Source organism: Candidatus Pelagibacter sp. HIMB1506 (assembly GCF_052047935.1).
GTDB lineage: Bacteria > Pseudomonadota > Alphaproteobacteria > Pelagibacterales > Pelagibacteraceae > Pelagibacter.
In genome coordinates, this window is record NZ_JBNAIS010000001.1 from 968,861 (window position 1) to 986,974 (window position 18,114).

13 protein-coding genes are annotated in these 18,114 nt (G+C 29.1%); 5 read left to right on the forward strand and 8 right to left on the reverse strand.

Features of this window, described 5'->3' with window-relative positions; translation table 11 throughout:
* Position 1: 1 nt before the first annotated feature.
* The 4 genes from ACTTA8_RS05255 to ACTTA8_RS05270 form a co-directional block, all read right to left on the reverse strand.
* Positions 2-508: an rRNA adenine N-6-methyltransferase family protein gene (locus ACTTA8_RS05255; protein ID WP_440633804.1), complete on the reverse strand. Its 507-nt coding sequence runs from the start codon at positions 506-508 to the stop codon at positions 2-4.
* Complete coding sequence (locus ACTTA8_RS05260; RefSeq protein WP_440654732.1) at positions 505-1,353, reverse strand: hypothetical protein; 849 nt, start codon at positions 1,351-1,353, stop codon at positions 505-507. The genes ACTTA8_RS05255 and ACTTA8_RS05260 overlap by 4 nt, the downstream gene beginning before the upstream one ends.
* 87 nt (positions 1,354-1,440) lie before the next feature.
* Complete coding sequence (locus tag ACTTA8_RS05265; RefSeq protein WP_440654733.1) at positions 1,441-2,043, reverse strand: type IV pilin protein; 603 nt, start codon at positions 2,041-2,043, stop codon at positions 1,441-1,443.
* 171 nt (positions 2,044-2,214) lie between these two features.
* Positions 2,215-3,840, reverse strand: a complete 1,626-nt coding sequence (locus tag ACTTA8_RS05270) for a hypothetical protein (RefSeq protein WP_440654734.1) — start codon at positions 3,838-3,840, stop codon at positions 2,215-2,217.
* 67 nt (positions 3,841-3,907) lie between these two features.
* Here ACTTA8_RS05270 and ACTTA8_RS05275 point away from each other — a divergent pair, with 67 nt between their 5' ends.
* Entirely contained in the window at positions 3,908-4,585 is a 678-nt protein-coding gene (locus ACTTA8_RS05275; protein WP_440654735.1) for a hypothetical protein, read from the forward strand.
* Positions 4,586-4,595: 10 nt separating this feature from the next.
* On the opposite strand, the gene ACTTA8_RS05280 is transcribed toward ACTTA8_RS05275, so the two are convergent.
* Positions 4,596-5,363, reverse strand: coding sequence for a hypothetical protein (locus tag ACTTA8_RS05280; RefSeq protein ID WP_440654736.1), 768 nt, complete (start codon positions 5,361-5,363; stop codon positions 4,596-4,598).
* A gap of 38 nt (positions 5,364-5,401) precedes the next feature.
* Here ACTTA8_RS05280 and ACTTA8_RS05285 point away from each other — a divergent pair, with 38 nt between their 5' ends.
* Genes ACTTA8_RS05285 through ACTTA8_RS05295 form a run of 3 tightly spaced genes read left to right on the forward strand, consistent with a single transcriptional unit; the run spans position 5,402 to position 8,402 of the window.
* Positions 5,402-5,914: an STAS domain-containing protein gene (locus ACTTA8_RS05285; RefSeq protein ID WP_440654738.1), complete on the forward strand. Its 513-nt coding sequence runs from the start codon at positions 5,402-5,404 to the stop codon at positions 5,912-5,914.
* Positions 5,915-6,670, forward strand: coding sequence for a prepilin peptidase (locus ACTTA8_RS05290; RefSeq protein WP_440654739.1), 756 nt, complete (start codon positions 5,915-5,917; stop codon positions 6,668-6,670). It abuts the gene before it with no gap.
* 34 nt (positions 6,671-6,704) lie between these two features.
* A complete protein-coding gene (locus ACTTA8_RS05295; RefSeq protein ID WP_440654740.1) occupies positions 6,705-8,402 on the forward strand; it encodes a tetratricopeptide repeat protein in 1,698 nt (565 codons plus the stop codon).
* On the opposite strand, the gene ACTTA8_RS05300 is transcribed toward ACTTA8_RS05295, so the two are convergent.
* Positions 8,399-9,463, reverse strand: a complete 1,065-nt coding sequence (locus ACTTA8_RS05300; protein ID WP_440654742.1) for a putative zinc-binding metallopeptidase — start codon at positions 9,461-9,463, stop codon at positions 8,399-8,401. The genes ACTTA8_RS05295 and ACTTA8_RS05300 overlap by 4 nt on opposite strands.
* Positions 9,463-10,095, reverse strand: coding sequence for a hypothetical protein (locus ACTTA8_RS05305; RefSeq protein ID WP_440654743.1), 633 nt, complete (start codon positions 10,093-10,095; stop codon positions 9,463-9,465). The genes ACTTA8_RS05300 and ACTTA8_RS05305 overlap by 1 nt, the downstream gene beginning before the upstream one ends.
* 51 nt (positions 10,096-10,146) lie before the next feature.
* On the opposite strand from ACTTA8_RS05305, the gene ACTTA8_RS05310 reads away from it, so the two are divergent.
* Positions 10,147-10,983 carry an AAA family ATPase gene (locus ACTTA8_RS05310; RefSeq protein WP_440654744.1) on the forward strand — a complete coding sequence of 279 codons (837 nt, stop codon included), beginning with the start codon at positions 10,147-10,149 and terminating at the stop codon, positions 10,981-10,983.
* On the opposite strand, the gene ACTTA8_RS05315 is transcribed toward ACTTA8_RS05310, so the two are convergent.
* Positions 10,980-18,110 (reverse strand): autotransporter-associated beta strand repeat-containing protein, encoded by a 7,131-nt coding sequence (locus ACTTA8_RS05315; protein ID WP_440654746.1) that lies wholly within the window; start codon positions 18,108-18,110, stop codon positions 10,980-10,982. The two genes, ACTTA8_RS05310 and ACTTA8_RS05315, sit on opposite strands and share 4 nt — an antisense overlap.
* Between the last annotated feature and the right edge of the window lie 4 nt (positions 18,111-18,114).

An 18,114-nucleotide genomic window follows, 5' to 3' on the forward strand; every position in this document is an offset into this window, starting at 1 on the left:
ATTAATAGTAATGCCAAATAAAGGCAGGCGGCAAATTTTTGAGCACAAAATGTCTGTCATGATTCTTAAAATTAACTTTTTTAAATTGATCGAAAAATTTATAGCCCAATATAATAAACCAATCTAGTTGACCATTTTTAATATGTTCATTAATTAAATTAGTTAAGTCAATTGTTGTTTGATTTTTTATAAGTGGTATTGAAGTGAATAATCCATATTTATCTCTATAATTTTTAAGAAAATCTATTCCACAGCTATTTACAATATTGGAGCTAGGGTACGTATTTCTTAATAATTTAACAAAATCTATATCTCTCTCAACTATTGTTAAATCTTTATTTTGTATAAATCTTGATAAACTTCCGGTGCCACCCCCTATCTCTACAACATTTTTTATCTTAGTTTTATTTATAATATTAGAAATTTTCTTTGCAGAATTTTCAGAAGATTCCACAATAGCTCCAATATTTCTTGGATCTTTTAAAAATTTCTTAAATATTAAATTCATTTAATATATGAACTTTTCTCAAATTCATGTCTGTACAAAAGAATTATAAAATTTTTAATTGAACTAAACTTAAATGGTACTCTTAAAGTATCATCTTTTTTTTCAATTATATAAAATCCTGATTCTTCCAATCCTTCGCCTACATTCATCGCGTCTATAAAACTGTGGTGAGAAATTACTTTATTATGAGCAGATAAAATTATATTTTTATTCTTTTTTATTTCTAAATCTAAAACAGCTTCTTTTAATTTTTCTCCAATTTTGTTCCTATCTAGAGGATGAAATGCTGTATAATGCAAAAGACCAGAGAATATTTTATCTATTTTATTAAATGCAAACAATGCTGTTTCAACAGCTCTACACGAGGGACTGCTAATAACTTCACTTATTTCAATATTGGCATGTGAAAAAGCTTCATTAATTAATTTAGACTCCTCAATACCTTTTTGTGTTAAACAAGTTGCCTTATCCCAAGAAAAATTTCTAGCGTTATACTTATTAAACAATTCATAAGCATCAAAACCTTCAACTGAATTATTCCATTTTTCTCTTTCGGAATGCCTAAATAGAAGAATTAAACCTCCCTCTTTAACTCTTTCTGTCCAATAAATTTTCTCTAAAGTATCTTTATCTAAATCAGTACTTATATTTTTTGATTTAAGAAAGTTAAGAATTTCGTTCGAAATTTTGTATGAAGTATCACTACCGTTGGTTTTATTGACACTAATTTTTACTATAGAATAATTATTTCTAAATTCTTGAAGAACAACATAAGTCAAGGAAGTGCTCACTAATAAAACTAAGAATATTAGAATAACTTTCGTTTTATTTAATTTATGAACCATTTATAATTTCTCTGATATGGTATTCTGTAAAAAAAAACCCCTTCATTTAATTTTAATAAAGGGGTTTTTAAAACTTTAAAAATTAAATTATTTTAATTCAAATAATTTTCCTTTTTCATCTCCAGATGTACCTTCTGTATCATCTGCAGTTGCGTAAGTTATAATAAAGTGACCTTTTGTTGCTGATGCCGTTGTTGCTTTTGCAGAAGTAAGCTCTGTCGCTGTAAGTCCTGCTCGAGAACCGGCTGTAAAAAAGGCGATGTTAATGTGTCCTTTTTCAAGAGCTGATGTGTTTTTATTATATACTACTTGACTTGCTCCGGCAGGATCGTACGGGTTTTTGAATACATTTCCATATCCTGAAGTATCAAAATAGCAAACAGCACCATTAAGGAATTTACCAATATTTTTATCAGAAGCTTCACTATCGTATTTAGTAGTGGAGCCTGCACAGTTAGTAGAAAAGCTATTAATTGCACCTGAAACAGTTTGAATATTATTATTTAATAATGTTAACTCTGTTTCCATAAATCTTTTAACTGAATTGAAATTAGCAATGGCTACTCTCTCTTTTGCAGAATCTGTGTAACTTTGATAGCCTACAACACCAACTCCAGCTAATACACCGATAATTGCTACAACAACAAGTAATTCAACTAGTGAAAAACCTTTTTGTAATGTTTTTTTCATTTATATACCTTTTTTTATCTTTAATTATTTAAATAATATTGATCGTAGATATAGTAATATTTTATTTTTAAGTCAAAGAAAGAATTAAATACTTACTTTTGATATATAATATTTTTATATATATTACTATTATCAAACAAAAAACCTATAATTAGGTCAGTATTTGGCAATTTACTCATTAAGCAATTTTTTTGCTACATTTTCTATAGAACTTTCATTTTCCTTAATCCAATCTCTGGATTTTTTTGTCACTATTCCTTTTACGTATTTTTTTGCGTCAAAAAGATTGCTAAATTTTTTTAGAGGTTTTTTTGCTTCCTTGCTTATGTTGGTAGATTGAATTTTGTCTAAAATACTTTTAATTTCATAATTTGAAAGTTGGTCTTTTAAAAGCTTAAACTGTTTTTCTATTTCATTTTGGATATTTGGGTAAAGCTCTTCCGTCATCTGATCTTTAATTAACTTTAATGTTTTATCTTTTGATTCGTGATCTTGATTTCTTTGTTTCATGTTATTTTGCAATATAGAATGACTATTTTGTAATTCAGATGAATGATACATTTGAAGCATTCTCATATTTTGCAAATCCATAACCTTGGAGATTTGTTCAAACTTCTCCTGAAGTTTTTCAGATTCACTTTTATTTTTTTGTTTTTCTTCTATTTTATTTATTAAGTCAGGTTCAATATTTTGAATTTTTTGATTTATTTCATCTACTTTTTCAATTGCTTCGTTTCTATAGATCGATAAATTATCTAAAGTCTCTTCAATTTTGTTGTGAAGATTATTTAATGTATTTTCAATCTTTAAATTATAATCTTTTAAATCTTTTATTTTTTCATCAATTTGTTTTTCAATATTTAAGTTTTCACTGATTTTTTGTGGGTTGTTTAATTGATTAATATTATCGTCTATTTTGTTTGAAATTGAGCTGATATTATTTTGAATATCATGAAACTGAGTATTTAATTGAACAATTTGATCCTCTAAATTCGCAAAATTTTTATTTGCTTCATCCTCGTATTTCTCAAACTCTTGATGATAATTATCATTAATATTGTTTAGTTTATTTTCTAAACTTTCCTCAGATCTATTAAGCGCTTCAGTTAATTTTACATCAAGCTCATCATTAAATTTTTCAGAAAAAATATTTTTTTGATTTAATAACTCATCTAATTTCTCAGTTAACTCAGAACTATTTAAATCTAAATCATTTATTTTAGCGTTTAACATTTCTAATTGCTCGTTTGAAAATATCTGAGGAGTTGTAATTTCTTCTTTGGCTACTTCATCATTAAATGTTTTTTCGTAATTATTTTCTTTATTGCTAACAACTCTTTCAGCCACTTCATTTGTTAGATTAATTATTTCATCTACTTCCTCAATCAAATCAATTATCTTTTGATCATTATTATTAGAAACTTCATCTTTAAGTTCAATGATACTTTCGTCAAGATTACCAAAGTTAGACAAATCATTATTGGCTTCATCTATCTCACTTAAATTTTGCTCAACAACTTCGTTGTTAAGGAAAATTATTTTATTATTGTTATTAGTTTGTCTTGATTTTGATTGCGAAGATGATTCCTTAGAAGAAGAAATAACAACGGTTTTATCTGTGCCTGTAGACGACATTTTTGTTTCCATGCCATCTTTGAGATCAATTACCTGCTCATTGAAAATTTCCTTTAGCTTTTGAGTATACAGTTGTCTGGATAGTTTAAGTTTTTTATCTTTTAATAATTCGAGCCTAATTTCATCAAGAGTTTTTTTGATGTAAATTGGGGTTTTTTTCATATAATAAATTTTAAGAACGAATCATTTGCAGTTTATCAAATCTATAAATGATAGTAAAAAATTTATAATGTTTGGATTAGGAAAAAATAAATCAAAAGTTGTTGAAGACGAATCAATTAAAGATAAATCAAAATTTGTTGTAGTGGGTTTTGCTGTAATGATTATTGCCTTATTGGCATTTTTATTTTCCGAGATTTACACTTCAATTCAACTTTCAAAACAAAATAAACTTTTAACTAATACTGGAAATATCCAACAAGAGTCTGACAATATTATTATTAAAATGGCTAAAATTGGAAAAGAGGTAAATAAAAATGAGTATGAGTATATTAAGGAAATAATGAAATTTATGTCTCCAACTGAATTTCAAAATTTCAAAAATTCAATTTCGGGAATGGCGAGTGAATTTAATGTGCAAATCAATAGTTTAAATGAAAGTGAGAGTGATAAATTGGGAAAAATTTATTCAGTTAATTACATCGAGTACCAATTCTTAAGTACCTATCAAAACTTAACTTATTTTAAAAATAAAATTGCAGAGAGTGATTTTAAAATAAATATAATTGATGAAAATATTTCTAGAGAAAATGCTAATTCTGAAAAAGTAATAGCTCAAGGAAAAATTGGAGTTTATGTTTTCCCTGGTAAAGAAAAATTATTGAAAGATAAATCAAAAATTATAGAAAAATTCAAAGCAGAAGAGGAAAAATTAGCTGCAAAAAATAAAGCTGAAACTGAAAATTAATAATAAATTTCTATTTTAGTCCCAAAGGTTCCTTAATGTAATCATACATTGGTTTTAAAAATTCTAAATAGTGTTCCATGAATGGAAATGCCATCCCAACTTGATCTCTAAAAGGAACTATTAAAATAGAAAAAACAATTAATAATAGTATAAGCAAATAAAAGAGCAATCTTGCTCTTCTGCCATCATTAGTTTTTTGCTGATCTGCTTGTTGCTGTTCTTTTTCTATAGATTTTTTTGCCTCTAAGATTCTATCTTTTTTAAATAATTTTTGAAAGAAATTTAAATTTTTATCTCTTTCAATTTTATATTCATCCATATTTTTATCCATCTCTTCTTTTGACGGAGGATCATTCGTTTCTTCATCTGTAAATATTTTAAAATTTGATATAACTTCTGGATTTTCTTTGTTAGTATCCTCTAAATTTTCTTCTCTGATTTCCTCTTCTGACAAACTCTCTTCATGAGTGGTTAACAACTCTTCTGAATCTCCTAAGCTTGTTGTTTGATCTATCGTTTCATCTTCTTGAGCTTGAGCTTGCGTTGTTGCAGCGAAGTCCTCAATTTCCTCATTTTTTTCTATATCATTATTGTTTTCTATCAAAGAATCTTGCTCTTCCTTAGGAGTTGTATCTTGATTGATTGGATTGTTTCCTTTATCTGGATGATAAAACCATACCTCAGAACATGAGCCACATCTAACTTTTGAGCCTTGTTCTGGCATTACGCCGTCAGCTAATTTAAATTTTTTTTTTCCGCAAATACAATCGATAATCATATGTTGTAATTTAAAACTAATAATATAAAAAAATACATATGTCTATTGAACAAAAAATTAATGGAAATATAGGAAAACTATTCGTTTCTGGTGAAGTGGATTTAGATAGCTCTCCAGAACTAAGAGATAATATAAAAGATTTAATTGATAATGTGAAGACAATTGAGGTGCAGCTATCAAAAGTGAACTATATTGATTCTTCTGGTATAGCTGCGTTAGTAGAAGGCATGCAACTCTCAAAAAGTAACTCTAAAGAATTTTTTCTAACTGACGTTAGCAATGAAGTAATGAAAGTCATTAAATTAGCTCACCTAGATAAAATTTTTAAAATTAAAAATGTAACAGGTACAAATGCAGCTGAAGTAAGTTCAGAGCCAGAAACTATTCAAGAACCTGAGCCACAAGCAAGTGAAAATGTTGACCTTGCTCCTAGTGAAGAACCTCAGCAACAATTTGATAATGAAGAAACAGAAAACAAGGAAACTGAAGAAACAAATCCTAGCATCAAAAGAGATGATGATGATGGAGACAAAATAAAATTTAAAAGATAAGTGCTTTCCTTATCACTGTTCATTATTGGATCAATTTTTGGAAGTTTTTATAATGTATGTATATATAGACTTCCTAATGATTTAGATGTCATTTCAAAACGATCATTTTGTACTACTTGTAAATATAAAATACCTTTTTATTTAAATGTTCCAATCATTTCTTACATCTTAAATCTCGGTAAATGTAAAAATTGCAAAAGCAAAATTAATATCAGCTATCTTGTGGTAGAAATTTTAACAGCAATTTTATTTGTCTATGCTTACAGTTTATATGGACTGAATGTTAAATCTTTAGCATATATTATTTTTTATTCAGGATTATTAATAATTTTTTTTACTGACTTAAAATATTATTTAATACTTGATAAAATTACCATTCCGTTATCACTTCTTGGTCTGATTTTTACTTTTTTTAAGCATAATCCTTTTGATGTTAATATATTTAGTTCTATCATTGGTGGGGTAATTGGTTATTTAATTATTTATATTATTAGATTTTTATTCTTTAAAGTCAGAAAGGTTGAAGGAATGGGGCTAGGAGACGCCAAATTATTTCTAATGGTTGGTATTTGGCTTGGAGTAAAATCAATTTACTTAATCTTGGCAAGTTCAGCAATCACTGGGGCAATAGTTGGTTCATTGATTATTTATCTTTATAAAAAAGATAAAAATTTTCAAATTCCTTATGGATGCTTTATAGTCATAGCTTCTGCATTGTATCCATATCTAGGATCAGCCTTTTATAATTTGATTTAAAGATATATTGTTAGGTAACTGATTCGTTTTAAAAATGAATAAATCTCTAGTAGCTCAAAATATTAAAAAAAATTATCAATTATTAGATAATAGACAATATGGCCTAGCTGAGCAAAATGCATGCAATCTATTAAAACACGATCCCAACAATCATGAAATTTATAATTTAATTGGAGATATTCATTATAAACAAAATAACTTTGATAAATCAATTTGGTACTATTTTTCTTCACTAGATAGAAATTTTGATCGTAAAGCACTAAATAGATTAGGTACAAATATATTTTTATTAAATAATAACTCTGCTGCAGAAAAAGTTTTAACAAACCTTTTGGCTCATGACCCTACTTATGTTGATGGTTATTTAAGTTTAGGTTTGATCTATGAACAAAGTAAAAAGTTAGAAAAAGCAATTGAGTGTTACAAAGCTGCCATTAAAATAAATTCTAAAGAAATAAAGGCATACTTAAGTCTTTCAACTTTATACAAACAAGAACAAAAATACGATGAAGCCATAAAAGTTTATCAACAAGGTCTAATAAACAATCCAGGTAATCATTTTATTTTAAGTAATCTTGGAAACTTATTTTATCTTCAGCATAAGTACGAAGATGCAATAATCTGTCATCAAAGAGCAATTAAAGCGAAACCAGATTCTCATGTAGTGCATTTTAATTTTGCTAACACCCTACTAAATGCTGGGAAATATTCTGAAGCAATAGAAATGTATAAAAAAACAATTGAACTCAATCCAAACTTTAATAAATCAAAAATTAATCTAGGTACTACCCTTTTATCAATGTCAAATTTTGAAGAAGGTTTCAAAGAATATAATCACAGAATATATGAAGATAAAAATTTTAAATCAGTAATTCATAAAAAAAATTTAATTTGGAATGGTCAAAATATTGAGAATAAAAAAATTCTAATTGTTGCTGAAAGTGGTTTGGGTAATTCTTTACAATTTTCAAGATACCTTGAAACATTAAGTCAACTTAATTGCAAAATTATATTCCAGTGTCAGGAAGAACTTCATCATTTCTTTGAAGATATGGTTTTTATAGAAGAAATTGTTAGTAGTGAAAGTGAATATGATGATTACGATTATTGGATACCATTACAAAATTTAATTTATTTACTTACACCAGATCTTAATAGCAATTGTCCTTTACCATCATCTATCAAAATTAATGATAATAAACTTTTAGAATGGGAAACACTGATAGAGGTTAACAATAATGTAAAAATTGGTTTAAACTGGCAAGGTAGTAGTTTAAATCCTAGGGTTGCTAATAATTCAGTTTCTCTAAATAATTTTAAAAATATTGTAAAAAATCCATCAGCTACATTCATAAATCTTCAAAAAGGTTCAGCTGTATCTGAAATTGAAAAATTTAATTTAGAGGAAAATATTGTTAACTATGATTTACTAATGGATGTTGGTTCAAAAAAATTCATCGATACTGCTGCAATAATAAAATATTTAGATCTCGTAATAACTACAGATACTTCAATTGCTCATTTAGCAGGAACACTTGGTACTCAAACTTGGTTATTGCTTCCTAAAGTTTCTGATTGGAGGTGGCTAAATTCTAAAGATGAAACTATTTGGTACGATAATTTTAGAATTTACAGACAAAAGGTCCAAGGAGACTGGTCAGATGTCTTTTCAAAAGTTGAAAAAGATTGTCAAGAATTAATTAAAAACATTAGCGAATTAAGAAAAACTTAATTTAAATTTTTCCAAAAATTTTTATTTATTTCTTTTGAAATATTTTTAAGTCTAGAGATCATTAATTTAGATTTCTTTAACAATATTTCATCTTTAGCTATAGCTTTTTTAAATTCTTTATGTTGTGCAATCATGAATGCAAATAATTCTGCTTTATCTTCTGCAGAATTATTTCTTGCATAACCTGAAATAAATCCTTCTACCGAGGTGTCAATACCTGAGCTACCGGTTATTAAATCATCAGAATAATCTACCTTATTAATTTTTTCCCAAGTTTCATCTAATTGCATCAAAGATAATTTAGAGTCTATAATGTGATAGAATTCATGATGAAACAAAAGTCTAATATAATTTTTTTTTGCTTTTGAGTTTTTAATTTCATTAACAACCGACAAATTTAAATAAAAAACTCCTGGCGACTGATCAACATGCCCTGGTGCCAAACCACCTGGTTCAAATCCTAATGATTTGTCAGTTATTTTTTCACAAACCATTACATATTTTAAACCTGAGTTTTCTAAGAAAGATTCTGGATAGATACTTATTTCTTTTACAAGATTGTTGATAATATCATCGTAATTAGACTTTACTTGACCACAAAAAAAATCTTTTTTGTTTTTAAAGTTTTCAGTGCTAATTAAAATATCTATTCCTCTAGAAGAAGTTTTTTTTTTTGATTTAATATACTCACCTAAAACTTTTAAACTTGATTTTGAATTAATATATTTTGCATATCTATTATATTTAGGGTTTTTCTTGAGAGTTCTAAATCGAACTAAACAATCAATCCCACCATCATTTTTACAATCTTTTAAGGCTTTTTGATCTAATTCGTATTGAGATAAAGATCCCCATCTAGTATAGAGTCTACCAGAAACAGACTCGACTACACTCCCTTTAAATTTTTTATTTGTTTCTCTATTTTCTTTAATAGTAGATATGTATTTTTTTACAAACTCTGTTCTTTCTTTGTAAGATTGTCTGACTTCTGCAGTAATATTACCTGCATATAATTTATTTTGAATAAATATAGTTAAAATGAGAATAACAAAAACTCTCATTAAACATTTTTAAAAAATTTAATACTAAAACTAGAAGATATATCTCTAAATTGCTCATTATAACAAGAAGCAAAAATTTCGATGCTATTTTTTTGTGGAGCATCAGTTAATACAAAATTTAATGAATTATCTTTTGGTTCTTTTTCAATTAAATCATAACTATTAAAATAATCTTTCCATAAAGAAATTTTTTCTTTACACAAATTTAGATCACCTTGTTTTTTATTGTTAAATGCAATAATTGAATAAACTTGATTTTGAGAATTTGTATAAAAATAATAATTATTAAAATGATTTGATAGTTTATTTGGCCTTACTTTGTAACATTTTCCTTCCACAAGATTATTTTCACATTCACCAATTATACTTAATTGATCTTTATTAAGTTCAGCTAAAAAAGATTGGTTAAATATTTGCTCTAATCTATTTTTTGGAAGTACTACTTCAGTATTTTTTGGTTTTAATAGTTCAGTAATATTTGAGACATCTAAACCCTCTTTTTCTGTTGGTTTTTCATCAAACATTTCTTCTGGTTTGTCTGTTTCTTCTCCAGGTAAATCTCCTGGTTCACCTGAAAATAAAAAAGAAGATGAAAAAAATAAAATTAAAAGTGTTTGAATTATCAGTTTCATTTAAATAAAAAGATCTTAATTTAATTTTTAACTATAATTCAATAGAAATCAATGAATGAAGATCTAGAAAAAAATCTAAATGAAATAAATAAGTTACCAGGATTAAAAAAAGTAAAAGAAGAAGTAAAAAATTTATTGGCTTTTCTTCAAAATTCTAAAGAAAGAAAAGAACAAGGTCTTGGAGATGCAATGCCACTTACCTATCATTTAATTTTTTCAGGAAATCCAGGAACTGGAAAAACCACAGTAGCTAGACTTTTAGCTAATATTTATCGAGATTTAGGAATCATTTCAGGTGGGAAACTAATTGAAGTAACTAGAAGTGATTTAGTGGTAGCAGAAAAAGGAAAAACAGCTGAAAGAGCTGCGGAAAAATTTAATCAAGCAATAGATAATGTATTATTCATTGATGAAGCTTACACTTTATCAAACAAAAACGATCCCAACGATAATGGTCAAGAAGCAATTGATGAATTGCTTAAATATATGGAAGATTATAGGGACAGGTTAATAGTTATAGTAGCTGGCTATGAGACTAATATGAAAGAATTTATTTCCTCTAATGCAGGTCTGGTATCAAGGTTTAAAAGAAATATTATTTTTGAAAATTATAATGACTTAGAATTATACCAAATTTTTTATAAACTTTGTCGAGATAATAAGTATATGATTGCTAATGATGCAAGTACTTCAATTAAAAACTCCTGTAATAAAATTATTGAAATAACTGGCGACCGATATTCTAATGCAAGGGATTTAAGAAGATTTTTTGAAAATTGCATTCAAATTCAATCAGTTAGATTGAATAAAAAAGAAAACAAAACAAAATTAGATCTAATGATGATCAAAAAAGAAGATATTGAAAACACTATCAATAATTTTTCTTAACTTATAATTCTTGAATTATATCTATAAGTAATAAATCTTCTAATAATTTCATAAAATAGAATGATTAATGCTATGAAAGTTACTATTGGAATGTAACTTAAAATTTTAAGATATCTTGAATATAAAATCTCAATAGCAGATCTTTCGTCCATTTGAATATCATGTAACCTATTTGCAATTAAATGTATTTTTGGATCTTTTAACTGAGAACATTTATCCAATATTTGGTATAATTGTAATTTATCATAATAATTAATTAATCTTGTTAGATTTTTTTCTACCACATAACAATTTGCAAACAAATTATTATAAACGTCATCTAAAGTTAGATCTCTTTTAGATGAATTTTTCATTTCATTGTTTAAACTGATATAAATTTCCTCAACTTCCTCTTTTGTTGGATTTTCTTTTAAAACTATTTCAATTTTTTTCTCAAAATTTTTAATTTTTTCTTTAACGTCTTTTTTAATATCATTGTTTAAATTTTGATCTGGAAAAGTTGCTATGATAGTTTCATCCTTTCCTATTTCATTATCGCTCGATATAACTTCATTACTCTGTTCTAAATCTTTATCAGATTTCATAGGAGGATCTTTCTTTAAAACTACTTTAGTTTGTTCCTCATTATCATTTTGATCCTGATCAGATTTTACTGGGATATCTTTTTTTGCAATCACGCTTGGTATTCTACCTTTTGCAAATTCACCAAAGAATTTTCTAAATGTAATTGAAAAAATATTAGAGCTGATATCTTCTTTTGTATTTTCTAACAAAAATGCATTAGCCATTAGGCTTGTGTTGTTCTCTTTATTAAGAAAATTATACCCTACCCCTAAAGAGTAGTAGTCTTCTTTGTCTCTTGGTAAATCGTGGTTAAAAGTAGAGCCAGATGCAAATCTTGCTTTATTTTCTGATCCTTCGATAAAGTAGTCTCTAGATACAAAAGCTGCTAATTCCAACAGACTTAATTTATTATCTTTTTCAGAAAAGTTTTTTGATACTGAAATTCCAACCTCAGGTTTGACGATAAAAAGATCTTCATTATCAACTGTTAATGCTAAATCACCACCTGTTTCTTTTGTATCTCCCTTGAAAATATAACTATAGTTTATTTTGGCAGATGGAGATATTTTATAACCATCAAAATCATACTTTGCTATGTGCTGAGCTTCTAAATTAAAACCAACATCATAAAAATCAGATTTATATTTATCATCTATAGAAGTTCCAAATACAGATACATTTCTATTACTGTTAGTCTTAGATACAAAAGCGCTACCTAACAAATTAAACGCATAATCTTCATCATCAATTTGCTTAAACATTGAGGCATGCATTGAATAAATTTCAGCATCTCCATAACTATCATTATAAGTTGTATCAGTTTTTGAAATTCCAATTGAATAACCATCAAAATTTATATCGTCTTTTTTAAATTGTTCTCCAAATAATATTCCTGTCGTATCAGAATTATATCCCGTATAACCTTCACCAATATTATCTCTTTTAGTATTTGTTCCAAAAGTTCTTAAAAATGAAGCACTATCATCTGACTCGAACCTTTCAAAAAATGATTTATTTTTATTATTTTTTATAAAACCTAAAACCGATACATCGCTATAATCATAGTATTCACTGTATCTTTTTTTATCTCCATACAAACCTTGGTCTTGTAATGATGCTAAAGTGAGATCATTAGCTGTTGAAGTAAAATTTGTTACAAAGGTTGTGTTTGAAAGAGACGTAGTATTTGCAACAGCTCTATTAAAATAATTATGATTAGTATTTGATTGAATAGATGATGTTGCAATTACAGTACCTTTTAATTTATCTAATTCAGTATTAACAGAAGAAACTGTTGCGCTATCTAAAACATCTTTAACCTCTTTTAATGTTCCAGTAGTTGCATTGTCAAATACTTTTGCAATATCTTTTGATGATGAAACTGTTGTTGTGCAGTTTATGTTACATGTGCTAGCTGCTTCAGCAATTTGTAAAGAAACAGTTTTTGCCGAAGTATCATAAACAATATCCCAAGTAGCATCATTAAGATTACTCTCATTATTCATTGTCTCTGTTGAAAAAGTTCCATTAAATGTTCCACCGCCAGAAGCATCTACAATTGTATGTGTTACGTCTGAGTAAGTGGTATCTTCAGGATATAAAGAAATAGTTCCTGCAAGCACTGTATTTCCGTTAATTACAATCTTGTCTGCTGTTGTTGAATTAAATTCTATGTTTGTAGTATCGTCTGCAGATAACGTTAAGTTACCAGTTATAGTAAGAGTGCCTATGCTATTTCCAGGTGCTAAAGTACCTGCAGTAGATGAGAATGTAACATTACGCCCTATAACACCACCTCCACTTAATGTACCTCCTTCTACACTAATATCTCTTGGAATAATGGTATTTGATCCATCACTTGCTGTTCCAACATATAGAGTGCCTGCAGTTAATGTTGTATCTCCGGTGAAAGTATTTGTTCCTGTTAAAGTTAAATCACCTGAACCAGATTTATTTAAATCTCCTGAACCAGATAATGTTCCGGATAAAGTTTGATTATTTGAAGAACTAAAAGTTAGTGTACCAGAATTTGATATGTTACCAGCGTACGATCCACTGTTTAATTGTCCGCTTATATCAATTGTACCCGCTGAAATAGTTGTATTTCCTGAATAAGTATTTGTTCCACTTAAAGTAAGAGTTCCAGAACCAGCTTTTGTTAATCCACCAGATCCTGATATTACACCAGAAACAGTTTTATTGTTTGTGTCACCAGCAGTTAGAACTTGTGAACTTGCTATTTCAATATTTCCAGCTCCTTCTATTGAAGCAACCGTATCACTTGCATCTACGTCATATACTGCACCAGAAGCAACACTTACTGAAGTGCTATCAGATAAAGTACCTGAAACAGTTAAAGTTCCTGAATTAATATTTGTGTTACCTGTATAAGTATTTGTTCCGCTTAAAGTATAAGTACTAGAGCCAGCTTTAGTTAATCCACCAGATCCCGAAATTACTCCAGATAAAGTTTTATCATTACTATCTCCAGCAGTTAATGTTTGAGAACTTGCTATTTCAATATTTCCTGCTCCACTTACGGATGCGATGGTATCACTTGCGTCAACATCATAAGTGGCACCTGATGCAACTGTTACTGCTGTACTATCTGATAAAGTTCCTGAAACAGTCAATGTTCCTGCATCAATAGTTGTTAAACCTGAAAATGTGTTGTTACCACTTAGAGTTTGAGTTCCAGAGCCAGCTTTTGTTAATCCACCAGAGCCTGATATTACACCAGATAAAGTTTTATTATTTCCATCACCAAAAATTAAAGTTTGTGAGCCAGCAATTTCAATATTTCCGGCTCCACCAATTGAAGCAACTGTATCACTTGCATCCACATCATAAATTGCACCAGAGGCAATTGTTACTCCAGTGCTGTCAGACAATGACCCAGTTACAGATAAGGTTCCTGCATTAATAGTCGTAGCTCCAGAGTAGGTATTTGCACCACTTAAAGTTTGAGTTCCTGATCCCGCTTTAGTTAAACCTCCAGAACCTGATATTACACCTGACAAAGTTTTATCATTACTATCTCCAGCAGTTAATGTTTGAGAACTTGCTATTTCGATATTTCCAGCACCACTCACAGATGCAATGGTATCACTTGAATCAACATCATAAATTGCACCACTTGAAACTGCTACTGCTGTGTTGTTATCAAGAGTTCCTGTTACAGTTAAAGTTCCAGCACTGATGGTAGTAGTACCGTCGTAACCATTTGATCCAGTTAAAGTTAAAGTTCCACTTCCAGATTTAATTAAATTATAAGTGTTAGATCCATCATCAATTGCTGCCATTGATACAGCGCTATCAATACTGGCGGTAGTATTTCCAGTTAGAGTATTGGTTCCTGAAAAAGTAATTGTATTGCTATCTCCACTATTTCCTAAAGTTATTGAACCCTGTAAATTTAAATTCTCATCAATTGTAAAATCACTTGCATCTGATGTATAAAATTTACCTCCAGTCATTGTTATAGCGCCTGTACCAAAAGCATCATTATTTCCATACTGAATGGCACCAGCAGTCACTGTAGTACCTCCAGAATAAGTACTGCTGTTCTCTGCAAAAAATGTACCAGTCGCTGACATTGTCAAAGTTCCAGAATTCAACACTAAACCACCTGATGGTCTAATTGTTCCATCACCACCTGTAATAGTTAAATCATAATTGTTGGCTCCTGCTGTTAAACGACCACCAAATGTTAAATTTCCGTCATCAATATTTATTGTAGTATCAGAACCAAGAGTAGTAGCACTCCCTGATAATGTTATTGTTCCAGAAGTATTTGCAGCTTGTAAAGCACCACCATTACTTACACCATTTCCATTTAATGTTAAGCTCTCATTAGTAATCGTAATTGCATCAGTTATTTTTAAACTTGCACCATCTGCAACAACTGTTCCTCCACTTGATGACCCTAAAGAATACTGATCAGATATTTCTAGAATACCTGCATTTACTGTAATTGTTCCATCATTTTGATTAGCTCCACCCAAGACTAAAGTACCACTTCCAGATTTAGTTAAATTACCAGAATCTGTAATGATACCATCAAAGGTCATTGTATTGGATGATGTTACTTCAATTGTACCATTACCAGTTAACGTAATTCCTTTATTAGCACCTAAAGTAAAATCATTTGTAGCACTTAAAGTTCCACCATTAAAAATTATGTTATCTCCATCTGCGCTGCCAGGAGTTGCTCCTAAATTAGCTGAACTTGAAACACTAATAGTTCCATTTGTAATAGTTGTTGAACCAGAATAAGTATTTGTACCTGAAAGAGTTAAAGTTCCACTACCTGATTTATTTAAAGCACCTGTTCCTGAAATCACACCTGCTAAAGTTTGGTTAGATGATGAGTTTATTGTAAAAGTTCCTGAATTTGCAATTGCACCATCATAATTTCCACTTTCTAACTGGCCTTGAACGTCTAATGTTCCAGCTGAAATTGTAATATCTCCAGTATTAGTATTTGTTGCACTTAAGGTTAAAGTTCCATCACCTGATTTAGTTAAAGCACCTGAGCCAGTGATAACACCTTGAATATTTGATGTTGTTGACGATGCTGTATTTATTGTTCCAGCACCTGTCATTGTAACCCCTCTATTAGAGTCAAATGTAACTCCTGAGGTTATTATTAAACCACCGCCATTAAAAATTATATTATCGGTATCAGCAGAACTTGGTGCAGACCCAAGATTGTTATCTGCTGAAATACTTAAGTTTCCAGCATTAAGGGTAGTATTACCGCTGTAAGAGTTTGTTCCGCTTAAAGTTAATGTTCCTGTTCCTGACTTAACAATAGAACTTGTTCCTGTGCTATCTGTAATTACCCCGGCATAAGTAGTATTGGTATCTTGGTCTATTGTTAGAGTTGTATTTTGTAGATCTATTGAACCTGTAGAAGTACCTGTAAGTGAAGCTATAGTGTCACTTGAGCCCATATTTAGAGTTCCCTGAACATCTAAATTTACTGTGTCTGCAAAACCTCCTTCTCCACTTGTAAAGTCTGCTGTTGTATATCTATCAACATCTAAAGTTCCAGTTCCATTAACAAGATCTAAAAACTGATATTCTCTAGCGTTAGTTCCTTCAGCAAGCAATGTGAAGGTGTTGCTACCTAAATTAATTGCAATAGTAGCAGACCCATTTGAATTACCAAATATAAACTTATTACTTGCATCTGAATTTAAATTAGGTTTGTGCAATACATTCGAGTCCGCAGTTAAAGTTACTGTTCCAGTCAAAGTAGTATTTCTATCATAACTAGATGTTAATGTTGCTGCTGTACCACTGTTAAAATTATTATTCCCAGAACCTGCTAAACTTATGTCCATGCTAAAGGTTCTTCCAGAATCTGTCCCTGGATAAAAATTTAAAGAACCTCCACTTTGAACAGTAATTGAATTTCCTGAAGCAAAAGCATCATTATTTACAGACGCATTAGCTCCATTTGCAACTATAACATCAAAGGAATATGCATCTGAAGTTCCACTGACAAACATCATTTGACCAGCACTTACTGTTACATCTCCTGATAAATCATGAGTATTAGCAGCACCTAAAGCTAAAATACCTGATCCAGTTTTTGTTAAATTGTAATTACCAGATATATCACCATTATAATTTACCCTAGCACCTGAATTAGTTACTTCAATCGTTGCATTATTATTTGCTAAAGTAATACCTCTATTAGCATGTAGAGTAATTGTACCTGTGTTAGAAAATTTTAAAGTTGCATCAACAATTCTAATATTATCAGAGACTAAACTACCAGGTTCACTTCCTAAACCTCTATCTGTTGCAACCTCTAATATTCCTCCATTTAAAACTGTTTGAGATTGAGTGTTTGTTCCAGTTAACTTTAAAGTACCACTTCCAGATTTAACTACATTACCATTACTAACTACTCCAGATATAGTTGAAGTAACTCCACTTGAAGTATCAAATGTTATATTCTGACCTCCAAGATTTACAGCTCCAGATAAAGTATTATTACTATTTGATGTAACAGTATGTTTGCCTCCAGAAATTGAAACATCGCCTGACAAAGTTAAGGCACCATTATTTGTTGCATCACCAATAGTTGTTGATGATGTTATGTTTATATCATTACTAATCGAACGAGATGATGTGTTTGAGGATGATATTCCTCCACCCTCTAAACTAATTGTGTTGTTTGCGCTTCCAAACGATCCATTGTTTCCAATTCCAACCAAACCACCTTCTATGGTGAAAGTATTAGAAATAACATTACCAAAATTTGAACTATTTGCGTTTAAAATTAAAGTTCCATTCCCTTGTTTTGTCAAATCATAGCCGTTACTAAGTATTTCTCCGTTAAGAGTATAAACAGCATTATTTGTAATATTGTAAGTTGTGCTTGCTTTTATATCGCCATCTAAATCAAGATTATTATTTTCTACAGTGTCGGTATTTTCATTTATAGTGTTAGCTAAACTTTTGCCGTTAAATGAAAAAATAAATATCAAAAATAAACAGCAAATAAACTTTTTCAAAAAAAGAAATTTTTCATTTAATTCTAACAACATTTAA